Here is a 19,484-nt window from a genome sequence, read left to right on the forward strand (position 1 = left end):
TCACCTTCTTCGAAATGATGACTTTATTATTTTACGTTTTTCTTGCTTTCCTCAATATTTTTCTTATGCTGTTCGTATGTTTCAGCAAATAGATGTGCACCTGATCCGTCTTTTTTCGTTACATAATAAAAATATTGGCTTGCTTCCGGGTTCAGCGCAGCCTTTATGGATGCCTCACTGGGGCTTGCAATGGGTCCCGGAGGAAGTCCTTTATGGGTATACGTATTATAAGGACTATCAATATTTAAGTCGGATTCCATCAGGCGTTCTTTTTGTTTGCCCAGTGCATACTGAATTGTTGCATCAATTTGCAGGGGCATTCCTTTGCTCAAACGGTTATAAATGACTCCGGCAACCAATGGGCGTTCCGCATCCACTACCACTTCCCTCTCAATTAAAGAAGCAACAGTGAGCAGCTGATGCTGGTTTACACCCAGTTTAGCCAGTGTTTCCTGATTAAATCCGGGAATCTCTTTTAATTTTTTATCCATTGTGGAAAGCATGGAATCAATCAGGCTGTCTGCCGTGATATCTTTCTTCAGCTCATACGTCGTCGGGAACAAATAACCTTCCAGACGGTGTTTTAGCGGAATATCTGCGGGAATAGCGGATGTAAGCGGCTCAACCCCTGCTTTTTCCACCTTGCCGAGGAACTCTTCTTCGCTAATAACTCCCGTTTCTTTCAGCTTTTCCGCAATCTGGTCGATCGTATACCCTTCGGGCACAGTGAACCGGCTGTTTTTCATAACGTCCCCTTTGGTAAACTTGTCCAAAATGGCTTCATAGGTAAGCCCCGGTTTTAACTCATACTCCCCTGCCTTTATATTTCCTCCGAGCCCCTTCAGCTTGGAATAATAGTAAAATAAAGTACCGTCTTTGATAAGCCCGGCCTGTTCCAGTTTATTTCCCAAAGTTTTAATACCGTCTCCCAGTTGAATTTCAATACGTTTGGTTTCATCCGATGGCTCCAGAGGTTTTAGGGCATTTATTACATAAAAAACGGAACCCGCAACTACAATCATGACAAGCGCTAAAAAGCTGAGCCATATTTTCTTCGCTTTGCTCCTTGGTCGATACGTTTGGTTCACACTCACCAGCGTTCCTCCTTTATTCCACACGCGAACAATAAAAAGAGCGGAACAAGTCCGCTCGTTCATTCTTTTACCATTCGTCATGTTCAGGAAACGACATTTCGTCAAAAATCTCAGAAACTGTCTCCCACTCATCGTCATCTTCAATGTGCTCAAGCATGGGTTCACCCTGCTCATCCAAAGTTACCCGAAAAACCGCAAAATCCTTCTCTTTACGCAGTTCTTCCGACTGAAGAACTGCGTAAGGCTGCTCATTCACATTGAACTCCGTGATCAGACGGTACTCAGTGGATTGTCCCTGTCCATCAAATAACATGATATCATGTCCAAACGTATTCCGCAACACGGAGCTGGGGGTGACCTTCACGCTTCGTCCTCCTCCATAAAGGTATTGAAGACTTCCTCAATCATATCCCATTCGTCGCTGTCCTCTTCAATCGGATAAAGCTTGTAATCTTCTCCGTTTTCATCTTCCTCGTAACGGAAAGTATAAACCATACCGGCATCCTCTTCATCTTCCTCTACCGGCGCTACCATAATATATTTCTTATCTGAATCATCCGGCTGAAATTTCATGATGACTTCAAATTCTTCTTCGTTGCCCTCTTCATCCGGAATATAGATAATTTCGCGTTCTTCTTCCAACTCGTTTTGATCGTGTTCCTGGGTCATATCTCTTCACCTCATCCTTTAGAATCCATATAGCCTTGCAATATGAGAGCCGCTGCCATTTTATCGACAACCTGCTTACGCTTTTTACGGCTGACATCTGCCTCAAGTAAAGTACGCGTAGCTGATACGGTCGTGAGCCGTTCATCCCAAAGATGAACCGGAAGCCCAAATTGCCGTTTTAACAGGCCGGCAAATTCCTGACAGAGTTCGCCGCGGGGGCCAATGGTACCGTTCATGTTTTTCGGCAATCCGACCACCAGTTCACTGACTTCATATTCTCGGATCAGTTCACCTATCCTCGCAAGGTCTTCCTCCTGCTTTTTACGGCGGATTACTTCCACGCCTTGGGCGGTAAGTCCGAGCAAGTCGCTAACCGCCACCCCAATGGTCCGGTCCCCATAGTCTAGTCCCATTTTTCTCATTCCGTACTCCTTGCCGGTGGTTATTGTTTATTCTCCTTGAGATAATGACGGACAAGTTCTTCAATCAGTTCGTCACGTTCTCTCTTGCGGATGAGGCTTCGAGCATTGTTATGCCGCGGAATGTATGCAGGGTCTCCAGATAATAAATATCCGACAATCTGGTTGATCGGATTATATCCTTTTTCCTGCAAAGCATCGTATACCGCGAGAATCACTTCTCTGGGTGATGTTTCAATTTCATCAGCTTTGACTTTGAACTTCACTGTTTTGTCCATAAAATCCATCACCAGCACCCCCCAATGAACAGTCTATTGTCATATATTCTTTAGATGCATAAAAATTCCTGTTATATAAGAGAAAAATAAGATTTTGTTTGCTTTTTTAGCCTTGCTGGATGTATGTTTCCACATACAGTAATGCTTCTTTCAACTTGGACGGGTCTTTTCCTCCCGCTTGAGCCATATCGGGGCGCCCGCCTCCTCCGCCACCGCAGATAGAAGCCGCCGCTTTAACAATCTGGCCGGCGTGAAGTCCTTTCTTCGTCAAATCCTGTGTAACAGCTGCTACCAGGTTTACTTTTTGACCCGAAGCAGCCCCCAAAACAATAACACCCGAACCAATCTGCGCCTTCATCTCGTCCGCCAATTGCCTCAGGGAATCCATATCCGCCGCATTTACTTCGGCAGCCAGCAGCTTGATTCCCCCAACTTCCTTAATCTGATCTGTTAAAGATCCGGCTTCAATATGGCTTAGTTTGGAACGGAGAGATTCAATTTCCCGGTTCAATTCTTTCATTTGACTGAGTATACTATCCACCCGTTTAGGCACGTCCGCTACTTTAGACTTCAGCAAAACAGCCGTTTCCTTCAAAAGCCGGATCTGATCTTCCATATACGTATAGGCATGTTTTCCAGCGACAGCTTCAATCCGTCTTACTCCGGAACCGATGCCGGACTCACTGACGATCTTGAACTGGCCTATCTCGGCCGTATTAGCAACGTGACAGCCTCCGCAAAGTTCCAAGCTGTAATCGCCCACACGAACAACACGGACTACTTTCCCGTATTTCTCGCCGAATAAAGCCATGGCTCCCATTGCTTTAGCTTCATCAATCGGCATGAGTTTGATAATAACCGGAATATTTTGCCAAATCTGCTCATTGACCTTCCGTTCCACTTCCTGCAGTTCTTCCTCCGTGATGGAACCAAAATGGGAAAAGTCAAAACGCAACCGCTGCTGAGCAACCAGAGATCCAGCCTGATTCACGTGTTCGCCTAGTACTTCATTTAATGCTTTGTGCAGCAGATGAGTGGCCGTATGATTTTTTACAATGTCGCCGCGGAGGGAAGGGTCTACAGAAGCTTCTGTTTCTGCCCCCACCCGGGCAGTCCCTTTTTCCACCAGAACGGTATGAACATGCTGACCATGGGGGGCCTTGCCCACTTCTTCCACCCGAAGCAGGGTTTCCCCGTATCGAATCGTTCCTTTATCACTGACTTGTCCGCCGCTTTCCGCATAAAACGGAGTCCGGTCTAAAACGACCTGGCAAATCTCACCCTCATTTACTATATCGACCATTGTGTTGTTATGCATGAGAGCAATTATTTTAGCAGGAACTACCAAATCATTATATCCAACAAATTCGCTTTTATCCGTAAAATCAGCCAGCGGGCCGCCCTGTACATTCATGCTGTCCGTATCCTGTCTGGCTGCCCTTGCCCGTTCTCTTTGTTCCTGCATAGAAGCCTCAAAGCCTTCCTTGTCCACCGTCATTCCCTGTTCCGCGGCAAAGTCTTCCGTAAGGTCAATCGGAAAGCCGTAAGTATCGTACAGTTTAAAGGCATCCTGTCCCCCGATTTGAGTCATGCCTTTTTTGCGGGCTTCTGCAACCAGATGGCTAAGAATCTCAAGACCGTCCGAAAGCGTTTCGTGGAAACGTTCTTCTTCTGTCCGGATGATTTTCTCAATGAACTCTTGCTTCTCTACAATCTCGGTGTAATACATGCCCATTACATCACATAGGGCAGGCACAAGCTGATACATGAACGGTTTATCCATTCCCAATACTTTTCCGTAACGGACAGCACGGCGGAGAAGTCTGCGAATTACATACCCCCTGCCTTCGTTGGAAGGAAGAACTCCGTCCCCCACCGAGAAAGCAACAGTACGGATATGGTCCGCGATCACCTTGAGCGCAATATCTGTTTCTTCTTTCTCTTTGTAAGACACTTTAGCCAATCCACAAGTCTTTTGAATCATAGGCTGAAACAAATCCGTATCAAAGTTCGAGTCTACATTTTGCAGGATGGCAGCAAACCGTTCCAGTCCTGCACCTGTATCAATATTCTTGCTGGGAAGCGGAGTATAGCTGCCGTCTTTGTTGTGATTAAACTGTGAGAAAACCAGGTTCCATACTTCCAGGAACCGTTCATTCTCTCCACCCGGCCAGCACTCCGGATCACTCAGATCCCCGTATGCCTCACCGCGGTCATAAAAAATCTCCGTACACGGACCGCAAGGACCTTCCCGATACCCCAGAAGTTATCATCACCAAGCTTATAAATGCGTTCTTCAGGGAGGCCAATCTTGTTATGCCATAAATCAAAGGCTTCTTGGTCTTCTTTATAAACCGTTACGGAAATCCGCTCCGGTTCAAACCCGATCCATTTCGGGTCCGTCAGGAATTCCCATGCCCAGGTAATGGCTTGCTCTTTAAAGTAATCCCCTATGGAGAAATTTCCAAGCATCTCAAAGAACGTATGGTGTCTCCGTGTTTTTCCCACGTTTTCAATATCGTTCGTTCGGATGCATTTTTGGGCATTGACGATTCTGGGGTTTTCCGGAATAATCCTTCCGTCAAAATACGGCTTTAACGGGGCCATACCCGCATTGATCCAAAGCAGGGAAGCATCGTTATGAGGTACAAGAGAAGCACTGGGCTCAACTTTATGTCCCTTGCTTGCAAAGAAATTTAACCATTTGGAACGTATTTCACTAGCTTTCATAAAATTCCCTCCAACCTTTTCCATATTGATTCCAGCAAACAAAAAAACGCCCCTAACACAGCAGGGACGAAATGAATTCGCGGTACCACCCTGGTTATTGTCTTTCATGCCCCAAAAAAACGGCAGACAATCTCCTTGTGTGGACGATAACGGGTCCTTCCGGCGGGGTTACCGCACTCCGAAAGCAGCATTTCGGCAACCGTTCAGATAAAGGTTCTTTCAGCCAATTTCCAAATCCGGAAAAGGAACCTTCTCTCTGCAAACTGAAATGGAGGCCTACTTGATTTCTTCAACGTTTTTCAAAATATGCGATACGCAAATTATAAACAGCCGCTTGAAGACTGTCAACTGTACTAAACCGTTTTTCGGTTAATATAATACAGGCTCAGATGCTGCAGAATTACTTTAAATACGGCAAAGACAGGAACAGCCAGGATAAGACCAACAATCCCCGCCGCTTCCCCGCCTACAAGCAGAGCAAAAATAATCAGGAGCGGATGCATATGAAGAGTTCTGCCCACGACTTGGGGGGATATAAAATTGCCTTCAAGAATTTGTACTATGAGATTAATGACAGCCACAAGCAGGACCATTTTGAATGAGACTGTCGCCGCAACGACCAAAGCAGGTGCCGCCCCGAAAAAGGGTCCCAGATAGGGAATGATGTTGAATATCGCAACTACGGTTGCCAGCAACAGGGCATAAGGCATACCAATAACCCAGTATCCAATATAAGCCAATATGCCAATGATAAAACATACCAGCAGTTGACCCCGTATATAGTTACCGAGTGCCGTATCAATATCGACCAGTACCTTAATGATATGCTTGCGGTGTGAACGGGGAACAATGGCCAGTACGGCCTTCTCCATAAGCTGAAAATCTTTCAGCATGTAGAAAGCAAGGAAAGGAATAATAAAAGCGATAAAGAGCATATTGATCGTGCTGCCAATGCTTTCAACGGACTTCGTGATCCGTTCTGAAATGATATGTTGCAGTTTGAACAGAGCATCCTGAATCCCTGCCCGGACACTAGGCGGTAATAAAGGATGGTCGCTGAGCCCCTGCATAAGCGATTCTGCCCGCATTGTCAACTGCGGCATGTGCTCATTCAATTCTCCTAACTGCTTCACAAAGACGGGAGTCACATTCATGATGACAACCCATAGAGACGTGAAAAAAACTAAATAAATCATTAGTACGGCAACCGCCCTTGGGACCTTGCGCCCGTTCAAGAGATTGACTACCGGGTTTAATATGTAAGAAATAATAACAGCAATAATAAAAGGGGCAAGAACAGCTTTTAAAAACTTATAAAGGCCAGAGAAGACAGGCGATACCTGCAGAAGCATATAAATCACGAATAAACTAAGAAGAGCATAAACCAAGACCGCAAACCATCGCTGTTTCCAAAATTGCTGCATCTTTTCACTCACCCCGCGTGAAAGCATTGATACAGATAGTATATGTACAACCTGTACCAATTAACCCACCGATCTTTAAGGAGGGCTTATATTACAGCAGAATTTCTGGCATCAAGCAGCTTTCGGAATAAAAGGATAAACGTCTCTTTTTCCCCTGTTGTAAAAGCCTTGGTAAACCATTTATCCATCATCTGCAAATGATCTTCCACTAATTTTTCAAACATATCCTGGCCTTGCTGAGTCATGTAAATCATTACGTATCGGCGGTCGCCCGAATGATTGCGATCCCTTTTTATGTATCCTTTTTGTTCCAAAGAATCAAGAAGTCTCGTCGATGTAGCTAAAGTAATCAGCAAATGATTGGCAATATCACTAACATAGCATCTGCCCATACGGTGAATAAGTACTAAAGCTTGAAATTGGGGCAGGGTAATATCCGGTTGCAGATTTTTGAAGGTACTCCCCATAAACCGCAGCGTATCCAATAATTGAGCTACAAGTTTTGAGGTATTTTCTGATAATTTTATCTTCGCCGGTTGTTTAACATGATCGTAGTCTTGAGACATAGTATAACCTCATTTTCAGTAATAGTCTAAAAGTCCTAGTATAATTATACCATGTGTTTAGTAAATTCCTACTATATTCTTTCATTTATTCGAAAAAAGACACCGCTTCGAAAGTTACCTTCCAAAACGGTGTCCTCTGTTTATTTGAATTTGCGGGCATCCTTAAGACGGCAAATTCTGTTTCCTCTTATCAATTGGCATGTATATGCGGCATTTCTTCATCAAAGAACAAATCGTCCAGCGAACTGAGCGTTCCATCTTCTTCAACTTGATATACCGACATTTTATCTCCATTCACATTAAGTTCAATAAAACAACCCCAGCAATAAAACTGGTGAGATCCGATTTTGCCGATATCTTTGGAGTTACAATTTGGACAACGCATGTCATTTCACCCTATTCTTTTAAAAAATATCGTTTCGATTACAGTTTGACGCATGCGGCATGCTTTCGGTGCAACATGCTGATTTATGTCAGATTCATCTGTTTTACTTCCTTATTAGATTGGACAGGCACAATAATGGCATCCTCACCAATTTTCATCTCGTCCGGAAGAGGGAGCCACCTGCGCCCCTCCCTCAGATCAGAAATAAAACCTTCTGTCAGTTCCAAACCTACTACTTTTGTACCCACATTTTCATGGAAATAAACGTCTTCCAGTCTGCCAAGCTGTTGTCCGTTCACCGTCATTACCGGAAGGCCTCTTAAAGGAGATTGTCCCATCAGAATGACGGAATGAGGCAGAACTTCTTCCTCTGCCGAACGAACAACCCCCGAATGGGAGACCGTTACAGCATCTTGACCAAAAGCAAGTACATCCGACACACGAATATATTTCGTATCGGCAAGCCAGCTTTTAGACTCTAGCACTACCAGGCAGACATTCCAATCTTCATCCAGGCCAAAATCCTTGGCCGTACCGAGCTTTTTCCCCGTACTGACATCCATGACAGGCAGGCCGATCAAATCAAGAGCTTTGCGCAAAAGGAATTCTTACCTCCTTTTTATCCAGGAACTTTTCCCATGCGGTCAGCCCATGTCACTTATTTACGTATTCGTTTTACGATGGTTGCAGTTTTTTGGGCAGCCGTATGAATATTTTCTATAGAATTCCCCAAACCGAAACTGAAACGCACGGCAGAACCCATAACAGTTTCTGGAAGATCCATAGCACGGAGTACATGAGACAGTTCCAGGGAACCGGAGCTGCAAGCAGAACCGCTGGATGCGGCAATCCCTTCAAGGTCCAGATCCATAAGCAATGTTTCAGTCTCCATACCCGGGAAACTGACATTTAAAATATGAGGAACTCTTTGTACAGAATGACCATTTTCTACAAATCCATCACTGCTTAATTCACGAAGAAAATGATCGGTCATTACCTTGCGAAAATCTTCACAACTACTCCAAAACGAAGCCCGTTTTTCAGATATAAGTTTTAATGCTTCGGCAAAACCGACAATCCCCGCTACATGCTCAGTACCTGCCCTCTTATTACGTTCTTGGGCGCCACCCGTAAGCAGGGGAGAAAATTTGGTTCCCTTTGCCGCATACAGCAGGCCAATCCCTTTGGGTCCGTAAATCTTATGCCCTGAAAAAGACATCAAATCGACCGGTATTTCTGAAAGGTTCAGGTCAAGTTTTCCCAGGGCCTGGACCGCATCCACATGTATATAAATACCATGTCGCCGGGCAAGTTCACCTATTTCCTTGATAGGCTGGATAGTCCCAACCTCATTGTTCACCATCATAACACTGATAAGTACCGTACCGGGACGAATCGCAGCCTCAATATGTTCCGGGTGAACAAGACCTTCTCTGTCAACCGGTACATAAGTTACTTCTACCCCCAGTTTTTCCAGCTGTTCTGCCGGATGCAGGATAGCATGGTGTTCCATTTGTGTTGTAATCACATGCTTGCCGGGCTTGTCCTGTTCAGCAAATATAACTCCGAACAAAGCTGCGTTATTGCTTTCCGTCCCGCCACTGGTAAAAATCAGTTCGGAAGGATGACATCCGAGGAGTTCCGCCATAGCATCCCTGGAACGGTGAATAGCAGAACGCGCCGCTCTGCCGAAATGATGTATGCTTGAAGGATTCCCGAAATTTTCAGTTAAATAAGGCATCATAGCCTCCAGCACCTGCGGATGCAAAGGCGTGGTAGCTGCATGATCCAGATACATCAATTCCATATCGTTCACCTGAGTTCTAAATATAGAACATATAATTGTCGGTTTTGCCCTCATCCTCATAAGAAATGAGTGATGCCAGAGTAGTAGAATCCAAAACTTGGGCAATACTGTCTCTTATACGTATCCATAAATCCCGTTTAGCCGGGTCGTCTTCTTCTTCGAAATCAACTGGGCTGATAGGTCCTTCAAGTACACGGATAATCTGTCCAGTTGTGATCTGTTCGGCAGGCCGGGACAAAATATATCCGCCATAAGCACCACGGATACTCTTGACCAATCCTGCATTTCTTAAAGGAGCCACCAGTTGTTCCAAATAATGCTCTGATAACTGATGCTTCTCCGCTATGCTCTTCAGCGAGGTCGGACCTTCACCGTAACGAGCGGCAAGCTCCATCATAATCGTTAGCCCATAGCGGCCTTTGGTCGAAATCTTCAAAATAGCACCTCATTTACCCTATTCTATTCTTTTTTATTCTCAAGGGTATCCTCATTCATGTAAAACCATTCATAACTTCCGTATATTCCTTTATGTTAACACAAAACGCCTTTATTGGGTTACAAAAGAATGACATAATCATGAATCAATTTTATAATAGTACAGGATGACTTATGAATTATTTTAATTTTTTTCAGGAGACAGGTATAATAGAAATACATCCTGCAAAATCAAAGAAAGGAACCGACAGCTATGAATGCAAACAAACGTATTATTCTGGGCATGTCGGGCGGCGTAGATTCGTCTGTATCCGCTCTTTTGCTAAAGGAGCAAGGCTATGATGTCATCGGTGTATTCATGAAGAACTGGGACGATACGGTTGAATTTGGCCACTGCACAGCTGAAGAGGATGCGGAGGACGTCAGACGGGTCTGTGACCAAGTCGGCATACCCTTTTATACAGTCAATTTTGAAAAGCAATATATGGAGAAAGTATTCTCTTACTTCCTGAATGAATATAAGCGCGGACGGACCCCGAACCCGGACGTAATGTGCAACAGGGAGATTAAATTCGGTGAGTTCCTGCAAAAAGGCCTGGATCTGGGCGGGGATTATATTGCAACCGGCCATTATGCACGTGTAGAGGAAAGAAACGGAGAATATGTGCTCCTTAGAGGAAATGATCCCAATAAGGATCAGACCTATTTCCTGCATGCCCTGAACCAGTTTCAATTATCCAAGGCCATGTTTCCGATCGGGCACCTGCCGAAACCGGAGGTAAGAAAGCTCGCGGAAGAAGCCGGACTGGCTACCGCCAAAAAGAAAGACAGTACAGGGGTTTGCTTTATCGGTGAACGCAACTTCAAAGAGTTTTTGAGCAATTATTTGCCTGCCAAACCGGGAGAAATGCGCACATTGGAAGGAGAAGTAAAAGGCCGGCACGATGGTCTTATGTACTATACCCTCGGACAGCGGCAAGGTTTGGGCATCGGCGGGTCCGGTACCGGGGAGCCGTGGTTTGTGGCAGATAAAGACCTGCAAAACAATATTTTGTATGTGGTTCAAGGGGAGAAGCATCCCAGCCTGTACTCAACAGGCCTGTCTGCGACGGATGTGAATTGGATCAGCCCGGTTAAACCGGAAGGCCAATACCGCTGCACTGCCAAATTCCGCTACCGCCAGCCGGATCAGGGTGTCACGCTGACTATGGGGGCGGATAACACCTGTGAAGTCATCTTTGATGAACCGCAAAAAGCCGTAACTCCAGGACAATCTGTTGTATTCTATGATGGAGAAGTTTGCCTTGGGGGCGGGATAATCGATCAACTGCACAAAGTTAAATATTGATCTTTGCAAAATGGAAGTTAAATCATAAAAGCAGTTGGTGATTCTTGCGTTCCAAATCGGGTATGATGAATTTTTCGGCACCGGTTTTCAATAGCAACAACGGCGTATGGACTATGCTCCTACGCCGTTGTTCTTTTTTATTGAATAGTTAGTTTATTTACGTCTCTTCATCTGATTAATCCTCATCTTCGCTTCCATGCCCTGCTCAGAAGCAATGAAGAACTGCTCATTCTTCAGCTTGTCCGGCAAATACTGCTGTTCGACAAAATGGTGCGGATAATCATGGGGATATTTATATCCAATATGTCCCAGTTTCTCTGCACCACTGTAGTGGGCATCCCTTAAATGAAGGGGGACTTCCGCGGAGCCAATACGGTTCATAGCCTCCATAGCTTTGAAAATCGCCACTGGAATCGAGTTGGATTTGGGGCTTTCCACAGCGAACAGGATTGCCTGGGAAATAATATATTTCGACTCAGGCCAACCGATTTTATGATAGGCATCCATCGCTGAAACAGCCTGGACCATGGCCTGTGGATTGGCCAGCCCGATGTCCTCGCTGCAGGCGACTACCAGCCTGCGGATGAAGGTCATCGGGTCCATGCCCAGTTTCTCTACCGCGTAGAGAAACCAGAACAAGGCGGCGTCACTGGAGCCGCGCAAGCTCTTGTGGAAAGAGGACAATACGTCATACTGCGTGGATTCGTCCGCTTTCACAGTGGGACGGCGAATCGATTCCTCCGCTACCTCCAGCGTAATGTGAATCGAGCCGTCCCCCTGCGGCGCCGTCGTCAGCGCCGCCAGCTCGAGCGCATTGAGCGCACGGCGAATGTCCCCATTCGCCGTGCGGGCTATATGCGCGAGAGCCTCGTCCTCGGCTTCAATATCCATGAAGCCGAGGCCCCGCTCGCGGTCGGCCAGCGCCCGCCGCATCGCGAGCAGAGCATGCTCAGGCGTCAACGCCCTGAGCTGAAACAGCGTCGAGCGCGACAACAGAGCCCCGTTCACGTAGTGAAACGGGTTCTCTGTCGTCGCGCCGATGAATACGATGATGCCCTGCTCAACGGCGGGCAGCAGAGCATCCTGGCGGGCACTGTTGAAACGGTGCACCTCATCCAGGAACAAAATCGTCTTCCGTCCGTACAGAGCCTTTGTCTGTTTGGCCTGTTCAATTACTTCCCGGACATCCTTCACGGAAGCATCTACAGCGTTCAGCTTTACAAATTGGCCCTGAGTCCTTTTTGAAATGATGTTTGCGAGTGTAGTTTTCCCGGTTCCCGGGGGACCGTATAACAAGATAGAAGTTACCTGATCCGCCTCAATCGCTCTGCGAAGCAGCTTCCCCGGACCGACAATATGCTCCTGGCCTATATATTCATCCAGTCCGGTTGGTCTCATCCGGTCTGCCAGCAGCTTGTTTTCTCCGCGCTGTTCTTCCGCGTAACTGAATAAATCCATGTGGTCTATCCCTGCCTTTTTTCGGAAGTATATCTATTTATTATACCTTTCCTGGCCTGGTTTGTCATGGATCTCCCTTTCGAAAGCACCTGTAACATATTGAATAGCTGTCCGGCAAAACAGACATAAAACTCAGTCCAATCCAGACTCACAATGATTGCAACACGAAGTCCTTCTTCTGTTAATTAAAGATACTTGATCCAGTCAGAACAGGCTCTCTCCCCTTGATAAGCTTTTCCACATCAAAAAAGCCTTTTCCATTTCTGGAAAAAGCTTCGGTTCTGCCTATCATTTATTTTGCCTAGGTAAGGGATTTTATCAAATCCCTTACAGCCGCACTTACCATGATTAATCCGGCTACAGGCGGAACAAAGGCATTGCTTGCTGGAGGCTGCTTGGCTTTTCGAATCTCCGGAGCATTCTCGGGGACGATTTTTTGAGTTACATCCTGCCGGGGTTTTATGGGTTCTTCGGTTGAAAAAACTACCTTAACCCCTTTATGAATCCCTTCCTTACGCAGTTTTTGCCGGATAACCCTGGCAATAGGGTCCATGGCCGTCTTTGAAATATCGGCAATTTGAAACTTGGTCGGGTCCATCTTATTAGCTGCTCCCATACAGGAGATGACCGGAATTTTCCGGGCCAGACACTGCTTGATCAGATGAATTTTGTAACTGATCGTGTCAGAGGCATCCAGCACATAATCCAGATCGTATGCGAACAGTTTCTCGTACGTTTCCTCCGTATAGAACATCTGGAGGGTGATGACATCACATTCGGGATTGATTAGTTTGATTCGGTCTTTCATCAGCTCCGTTTTGGGCTGCCCTACTGTTGTGGTAAGGGCATGAATTTGCCGGTTGACATTCGTGATATCCACCACGTCTTTATCAATGAGAATAAGTCTTCCGATACCGGTACGCGCCAATGCTTCGGCTGCAATGGAGCCGACCCCGCCGATTCCAAGAACCGCCACTGTGCTATTTTTCATAATTTCCAGTCCCTCCGGCCCGATGGCAAGCTCGGTACGGGAGAATTGATGCAGCATGCACAGTTCCTCCTTCTTCTTTCTACTTTGGGCAGAAAAGGACCACTTAAGGGTCCTCTCTTACCTTTTTTGGATTATTTTTATGTCAGGCTTCTTCGTTTTCTTTTTTGCGTTTCCCCATTATTTTGATGGAGAGCTGTTCCAACTGCCCGGCGTCCACTTCTCCAGGAGCATCCATCAACAGGCAGGTTGCACTTGCTGTTTTTGGAAAGGCAATCGTCTCACGGAGATTGGAACGACCTGCAAGGAGCATCACCAGACGGTCAAAACCGAATGCGATGCCACCATGCGGAGGAGTACCGTATTCAAAGGCATCCAACAAATAGCCGAATTTATCTTTTGCTTCCTCCTGGGAGAATCCAAGAGCTTTAAACATTTTCTCCTGAACGTCACGCTTGAAAATACGCTGCGATCCGCCTCCCACTTCATAACCATTCAATACCAGATCGTAGGCCTGTCCCCGGATTTGACCCGGATCACTATCAAACAAGTCGAGGTCCTCATCTTTCGGACGGGTGAACGGATGGTGTTCGGCTACATAGCGTTTTTGCTCTTCGTCATAACCAAGCAGCGGGAAGTCTACTACCCAGGCAAATTTAAATATACTATCATCAATCAGACCAAGTCGACGGCCGATCTTCAAACGCAAGTTTCCCAGTACATCTGCCACGATTTTCTTCGTATCTGCAGAGAATAACAGAAGGTCTCCCTCTTCGGCCCTCAAACGTTCACGAATAGCGGTCTGTTCCTCCTCGCTCATAAACTTCACGATAGGCCCTTTCATCTGGCCTTCCTTGATTTGAATCCAGGCAAGCCCCTTGGCCCCATAACGCATAGCAAACGGTGCCAGATCATCGATTTCTTTACGGCTCCATGTTCCGCATCCTTTGGCATTCAGCGCTTTTACTTCCCCGCCGGTTTTCAGGGCTGCAGAAAACACTTTTGCTTCAGAGTCAGCAAGCAAGCCGGAAAGATCCACCAGTTCCATACCGAAACGAAGATCCGGCTTATCAGAGCCGTATTTGTCCATGGCTTCTGCATAAGTAAGGCGCTGGAACGGCCGGGACACTTCCACTCCTACTGTTTCCCTTACCAGTTTGACCATTAGTTCTTCCATCATGTCCAGAAGCTGGTCCTGGGACAGGAAGGAAGTCTCGATATCCACCTGGGTAAATTCCGGCTGGCGGTCTGCGCGAAGATCCTCATCCCGGAAGCAGCGGGCGATCTGATAGTAGCGCTCAACCCCCGACACCATCAGAAGCTGCTTAAACTGCTGGGGTGATTGAGGCAGAGCAAAAAATTCGCCCGGATGAACACGGCTTGGTACGAGGTAATCACGGGCACCCTCCGGAGTACTTTTTGTCAAAATCGGAGTCTCTATATCAATAAACCCTTGTTCGTCCAAATAATCGCGGAAAATTTTGACCACTTTGGCACGGAGCATCAGTGTCTTTTGCATTTCCGGACGGCGAAGGTCCAGATATCTGTATTTCAGCCGGAGAGACTCATCAATGTCTATTCCATCTTCAATGAAGAACGGCGGGTTTTTTGCCGTATTCATCACTTCAATTTCGGTGATGTGTACCTCGATATCCCCGTTAGGAATGTTAGGGTTAACCGTTTCCTCAGAGCGTTCAACTACAGTTCCTTTAACGGCAAGCACGTATTCATTGCGTGCGCGGTCTGCCACCTCCAGAGCATCACCCGAATAAGCAGGGTTGAATACGATCTGAACGATGCCGCTGCGGTCACGAAGATCAATGAACAGTACTCCGCCCAAGTCTCTGCGGCGTTGTACCCACCCATTTAATATCACGGTTTCTCCAATATTTTGTTTGGTTATATCGCCGCAATTGGCTGTTTTATACATCATAGAATTGTCCTCCTCTATTCTCCGGTCGTAGCTTTGTTGATTTTTTTCTTCATGGCTTGTGAAAATCCCTCAAGAGGAAGCGTCTCCTGTTCGCCGGTAGCCATGTGTTTAACGGTAATTTCACCGCGTTCCAGCTCATCATCTCCCAAAATGGCCACATAAGCGGCATGAAGGCGGTCTGCGGATTTCATTTGAGCTTTGATTTTGCGGCCCTGATAGTCTTTTTCTGTTGAAAGCCCTTCAAGCCTCAATTGATGTACGAGTTTGACTATGGCTCTCTCAGCAGCTTCACCGAGTCCGATAACATACAAATCCAGGCTTTCCGGTTTGGCAAATTCCACCCCCTGAGCTTCAAGCAAGAGCAGAATACGCTCAACGCCAAGGGCAAAACCGACACCAGGCTGATCCTGACCGCCAATTTCCCCGACGAGACCATTATACCGTCCGCCTCCACCTACTGTATCAATTGCACCGATACCTGCCGCCTTATATTCAAAGGCAGTATGGGTATAATAGTCCAGGCCGCGGACCATCCGGTGATTCACGTCGAAAGGGATCTCCATATCCGTCAGCATAGATTTTACGGTTTCAAAATGAACAGAACATTCCTCATCCAGATAATCCAATATCGACGGAGCACCTTCCCCGTACTTCTGATCGATTTTACAATCAAGGATCCGCATCGGATTACGGTCGTATCTGGATTGACAGTCTTTGCAGAGCTTATCCTTAACCGGTGCAAAGAATTCTCGGATTTTCTCTCTGTAAACACTGCGGACAGCCGGAGTTCCGACTGAATTAATTTCAATACGGACATCCTTTAGTCCAATTTCCCGCAAAAAGGTAAACCCGAGCGCAATAGCTTCGGCATCAAGACCCGGATCAGCAGAACCTATGGCTTCTACACCAAACTGGTGGAACTGGCGGTTCCGTCCGGACTGGGGCTGTTCGTACCGGAACATCGGGCCGAAATAATATAATTTGGTTAAATCCGGTTCTCCGTACAATTTATTTTCTATGTACGCCCGAACCACACCGGCCGTCCCTTCCGGCCTAAGCGAAATGTTTCGTTTCCCTTTGTCCTCAAACGTGTACATTTCCTTTTCCACGATATCTGTCGTTTCCCCCACTCCTCTGGAGAAAAGTTCCGTATGCTCAAAGATCGGGCTGCGGATTTCCCGATACCCGAATCTGCGGCATATATTTCCGGCCAGTTTTTCGAGCCTCTGCCACTTCTCAACCTGACCCGGTATAATATCCTGGGTTCCTTTAGGTTTTTGAATGCTCACCTTTCTCAACCTCCCACCAATTTTATCTAATTCTGTTTTTGTCAATACAGAAAATCCTATGCCGGGTTCAGAGGGTATAAAAAAATCCCCCGTCCACGGCCAAAGCCGTGGGACGAGAGATCATATCAATTGCGAATCACCCGTGGTGCCACCCACATTCCGGAACAGGGTATCCCCTGGCTCCGCTTTCATACGGTTAACGCCCGTTTACGCATAACGGCTACTTGGTCTTCATTCATAAGACGGTTTGCCGCATGTTCTCAGGGAGGTCTTTTCATCCGTCCGTCATAAGGAAGCTTGCAGCCTACGGCCTCCCTCTCTGGTTATGCGGGTCCAAATTACTTTATCCCTTCATCGAATCAAAGGAATTTTCCATGTACTTTGAAAATAGTGTACCTGCCAGTTTTCAAAAAGTCAAGACATCTTCAAAACAGACTACCATTTTTCTGCCCACTTCTGCAATTCATCCATAACCGGCCTTAATGCCTTTCCTTTTTCAGTCAGTTCATACTCAATTCGGACAGGTGTCTCGGGATATACTTTGCGGACAACGATATCCGCTGCTTCCAGTTCCTTGAACCTCTCTGAGAGCATCCGGTCACTCATTCCCGGTATGACATCCGATATATCTTTAAAACGCTTTGGACCGCTTAGCAAGACTCGAATGATTAGACCTGTCCAGCGCTTTCCCAATATTTCGAAAGCATGTTCAAATCTAGGACATAATGAAAAGTCATGCATGTTCAATCATCTCCTTATTCTCTTTATATCATACCATAGCAGCTTAAGAAAAGTAAGCTATGGAGAGTAATTTTAACCCATTCCTGAAGCAAGGCAGATTGTGGAAGGAGCTATAGAGGAACCTTAACAAATAAAAAAACACCGAAAGAAGCTCTGGATCATATTTCCAAAACCATTTCAGAAAAAATACAGCAGTATAACAAAAGCGTAAAAAATAACTGAAATTCTCCGGCAGCTCCTCATAATGATTAAAGGGCTGTCTTTTTTTGCCCAAAAAGAAAAACCTGCGAAACTTCGTTCACAGGCTGTAAAAAGATTTATTTTAAAGGGGGTCAATACTTATTATAGTCAATGAACATTAAGGACAAATGAAAAACAGATTACAGGTCCATTACAAAAACAGATTATAAAAAAGCAAAAAATAGCTTAACGACTATACCGTCCAGTCGATATGCTACACAACAAGGATACATCATGTCCTATAGGGGACAAGGGAGGATCAAGATAGGATGGAAATTAAACAATGAATCAAACGTATACTCTTAAACAAAAAACGAAACAGTTTCTTATCATTTTGCTTCCTATATTGGTTACCCAGCTTTCCATGTATGCCATGACTTTTTTCGATACGGTGATGTCCGGGCATGCCAGTGCCCGTGACCTGGCAGGCGTTGCGATCGGCTCCAGTATTTGGATGCCGGTTATGACCGGATTAACCGGAATTATGCTTTCCGTAACTCCTATCGTCGCCCAATATATTGGTGCGGGCAAAAAGGATAAAGCACCTTTTACCATTATACAGGGTACTTACCTGGCCATTGCTTTGGCTATTATAATTTTACTGGCCGGCCTGTTGGGGCTTAAGCCTATTTTAAACGGGATGCAGCTTGAAGCAGATGTTCATGATATTGCTTTTCGTTATTTGAAAGCCATTGCACTGGGAATTATCCCTTTATTTGTTTATACCGTATTCCGTTGTTTTATAGACGCTTTAGGACAAACCAGGGTTACAATGGTGATCTCTTTGCTTTCCCTGCCGGTGAATATCATACTTAATTATCTGCTGATCTACGGACATCTGGGGTTTCCCAGGTTAGGAGGTGTCGGTGCCGGTTATGCCACTGCCATAACGTATTGGTTTATGGCTTTGCTCGTCCTTCATATCGTACATCACAATCAGCCGTTCTCGGATTATCGTGTTCTTTATAAATGGTATAAAATTTCAATTATAGCCTGGAAGGAACTGCTTAAAATCGGGGTGCCAATCGGGTTTGCCATTTTCTTTGAATCCAGTATTTTTGCCGCTGTCACCTTGCTCATGAGCCAGTATGATACAGTTACTATTGCAGCCCACCAGGTAGCCCTGAATTTTTCTTCTTTTCTGTACATGGTACCGCTCAGTATATCCATGACACTGACTATTGTAGTCGGTTTTGAAGTGGGGGCGAAGCGCTATCTCGATGCCCGGAAATATAGTTATTTGGGGATAGGCATTGCCATAGGCATGGCTTGTATGACTGCTCTTCTGTTGCTTATCTTTAACAAACAGGTTGCATCCATATATTCCAGTGATCTTTCTGTGATTGAACTGGGGCAGCAATTCCTGTACTACGCGATTTTCTTCCAGCTGTTTGATGCAGTGGCTACTCCTACACAAGGCGCACTCCGCGGCTATAAAGATGTAAATGTCTCATTCATAGTAGCCTTGTTCTCATATTGGATTATTGGCCTTCCTAGCGACTATCTGTTAGCCAATTATACAAGTATGGAAGCATTCGGATATTGGCTTGGTCTCATAACGGGTCTGGGAGTCGGGTCTTTGTGCCTGGGTTGCCGCCTCATCCGAAAACAATACAAAATCAAGCAGCATTCCCAGCCCTAGTTTAAATTTTAAAACGGCCCTTGAGCTGATTCTGCTCC

Annotated in this window: 18 protein-coding genes and 1 pseudogene; 2 read left to right on the forward strand and 17 right to left on the reverse strand. The window is 45.9% G+C overall.

The window, feature by feature from the left end; genetic code table 11:
• Positions 1-26: 26 nt before the first annotated feature.
• From mltG to cymR, 12 genes and pseudogenes are all read right to left on the reverse strand, one after another.
• Entirely contained in the window at positions 27-1,094 is a 1,068-nt protein-coding gene (mltG, locus tag BXP28_RS09475) for an endolytic transglycosylase MltG (protein WP_226989747.1), read from the reverse strand.
• A 67-nt stretch (positions 1,095-1,161) separates the two neighbouring features.
• Positions 1,162-1,458, reverse strand: a complete 297-nt coding sequence (locus tag BXP28_RS09480; RefSeq protein WP_036656402.1) for a DUF1292 domain-containing protein — start codon at positions 1,456-1,458, stop codon at positions 1,162-1,164.
• A complete protein-coding gene (locus BXP28_RS09485) occupies positions 1,455-1,763 on the reverse strand; it encodes a DUF1292 domain-containing protein (RefSeq protein WP_023482799.1) in 309 nt (102 codons plus the stop codon). Before BXP28_RS09485 ends, BXP28_RS09480 begins: the two co-directional genes overlap by 4 nt.
• An 11-nt stretch (positions 1,764-1,774) precedes the next feature.
• Positions 1,775-2,185 (reverse strand): Holliday junction resolvase RuvX, encoded by a 411-nt coding sequence (gene ruvX, locus BXP28_RS09490; RefSeq protein ID WP_023482798.1) that lies wholly within the window; start codon positions 2,183-2,185, stop codon positions 1,775-1,777.
• Positions 2,186-2,205: 20 nt separating this feature from the next.
• Positions 2,206-2,469, reverse strand: a complete 264-nt coding sequence (locus BXP28_RS09495; protein WP_036656400.1) for an IreB family regulatory phosphoprotein — start codon at positions 2,467-2,469, stop codon at positions 2,206-2,208.
• Positions 2,470-2,566: 97 nt separating this feature from the next.
• A pseudogene (alaS, locus tag BXP28_RS09500) lies at positions 2,567-5,190 on the reverse strand (alanine--tRNA ligase).
• Positions 5,191-5,543: 353 nt separating this feature from the next.
• Complete coding sequence (locus BXP28_RS09510; RefSeq protein WP_036656396.1) at positions 5,544-6,614, reverse strand: AI-2E family transporter; 1,071 nt, start codon at positions 6,612-6,614, stop codon at positions 5,544-5,546.
• Positions 6,615-6,700: 86 nt separating this feature from the next.
• On the reverse strand, positions 6,701-7,180 hold the full coding sequence (locus tag BXP28_RS09515; RefSeq protein WP_024094726.1) for a MarR family winged helix-turn-helix transcriptional regulator: 480 nt from the start codon (positions 7,178-7,180) through the stop codon (positions 6,701-6,703).
• Between the two features lie 190 nt (positions 7,181-7,370).
• Positions 7,371-7,565, reverse strand: a complete 195-nt coding sequence (locus BXP28_RS09520) for a YrzR-like zinc ribbon domain (RefSeq protein ID WP_023482793.1) — start codon at positions 7,563-7,565, stop codon at positions 7,371-7,373.
• 83 nt (positions 7,566-7,648) lie between these two features.
• The gene (locus BXP28_RS09525) at positions 7,649-8,164 is read right to left on the reverse strand and encodes a PRC-barrel domain-containing protein (RefSeq protein WP_023482792.1); all 516 of its coding nucleotides are present in this window, start codon (positions 8,162-8,164) and stop codon (positions 7,649-7,651) included.
• Positions 8,165-8,223: 59 nt separating this feature from the next.
• Positions 8,224-9,372: a cysteine desulfurase family protein gene (locus BXP28_RS09530; RefSeq protein ID WP_023482791.1), complete on the reverse strand. Its 1,149-nt coding sequence runs from the start codon at positions 9,370-9,372 to the stop codon at positions 8,224-8,226.
• A gap of 16 nt (positions 9,373-9,388) precedes the next feature.
• Positions 9,389-9,808, reverse strand: coding sequence for a cysteine metabolism transcriptional regulator CymR (cymR, locus tag BXP28_RS09535; RefSeq protein ID WP_036656394.1), 420 nt, complete (start codon positions 9,806-9,808; stop codon positions 9,389-9,391).
• A gap of 252 nt (positions 9,809-10,060) precedes the next feature.
• Between cymR and mnmA the strand changes: the two genes are divergently transcribed.
• On the forward strand, positions 10,061-11,155 hold the full coding sequence (gene mnmA, locus BXP28_RS09540) for a tRNA 2-thiouridine(34) synthase MnmA (RefSeq protein WP_023482789.1): 1,095 nt from the start codon (positions 10,061-10,063) through the stop codon (positions 11,153-11,155).
• Between the two features lie 153 nt (positions 11,156-11,308).
• Here the strand turns inward: mnmA and BXP28_RS09545 are convergent, their stop codons facing one another.
• From BXP28_RS09545 to BXP28_RS09565, 5 genes are all read right to left on the reverse strand, one after another.
• On the reverse strand, positions 11,309-12,613 hold the full coding sequence (locus tag BXP28_RS09545; protein WP_023482788.1) for a replication-associated recombination protein A: 1,305 nt from the start codon (positions 12,611-12,613) through the stop codon (positions 11,309-11,311).
• A 301-nt stretch (positions 12,614-12,914) separates the two neighbouring features.
• On the reverse strand, positions 12,915-13,661 hold the full coding sequence (locus tag BXP28_RS09550; RefSeq protein WP_023482787.1) for a tRNA threonylcarbamoyladenosine dehydratase: 747 nt from the start codon (positions 13,659-13,661) through the stop codon (positions 12,915-12,917).
• A gap of 85 nt (positions 13,662-13,746) precedes the next feature.
• Positions 13,747-15,534: an aspartate--tRNA ligase gene (aspS, locus tag BXP28_RS09555; RefSeq protein WP_023482786.1), complete on the reverse strand. Its 1,788-nt coding sequence runs from the start codon at positions 15,532-15,534 to the stop codon at positions 13,747-13,749.
• Between the two features lie 14 nt (positions 15,535-15,548).
• The gene (gene hisS, locus BXP28_RS09560) at positions 15,549-16,823 is read right to left on the reverse strand and encodes a histidine--tRNA ligase (RefSeq protein ID WP_023482785.1); all 1,275 of its coding nucleotides are present in this window, start codon (positions 16,821-16,823) and stop codon (positions 15,549-15,551) included.
• A gap of 435 nt (positions 16,824-17,258) precedes the next feature.
• The gene (locus tag BXP28_RS09565; RefSeq protein ID WP_036656391.1) at positions 17,259-17,564 is read right to left on the reverse strand and encodes a winged helix-turn-helix transcriptional regulator; all 306 of its coding nucleotides are present in this window, start codon (positions 17,562-17,564) and stop codon (positions 17,259-17,261) included.
• Between the two features lie 523 nt (positions 17,565-18,087).
• Between BXP28_RS09565 and BXP28_RS09570 the strand changes: the two genes are divergently transcribed.
• Positions 18,088-19,446 carry an MATE family efflux transporter gene (locus BXP28_RS09570; protein WP_023482783.1) on the forward strand — a complete coding sequence of 453 codons (1,359 nt, stop codon included), beginning with the start codon at positions 18,088-18,090 and terminating at the stop codon, positions 19,444-19,446.
• Positions 19,447-19,484 lie beyond the last annotated feature (38 nt).

Origin of the sequence: Paenibacillus larvae subsp. larvae (genome assembly GCF_002003265.1) — a bacterium.
GTDB lineage: Bacteria > Bacillota > Bacilli > Paenibacillales > NBRC-103111 > Paenibacillus_H > Paenibacillus_H larvae.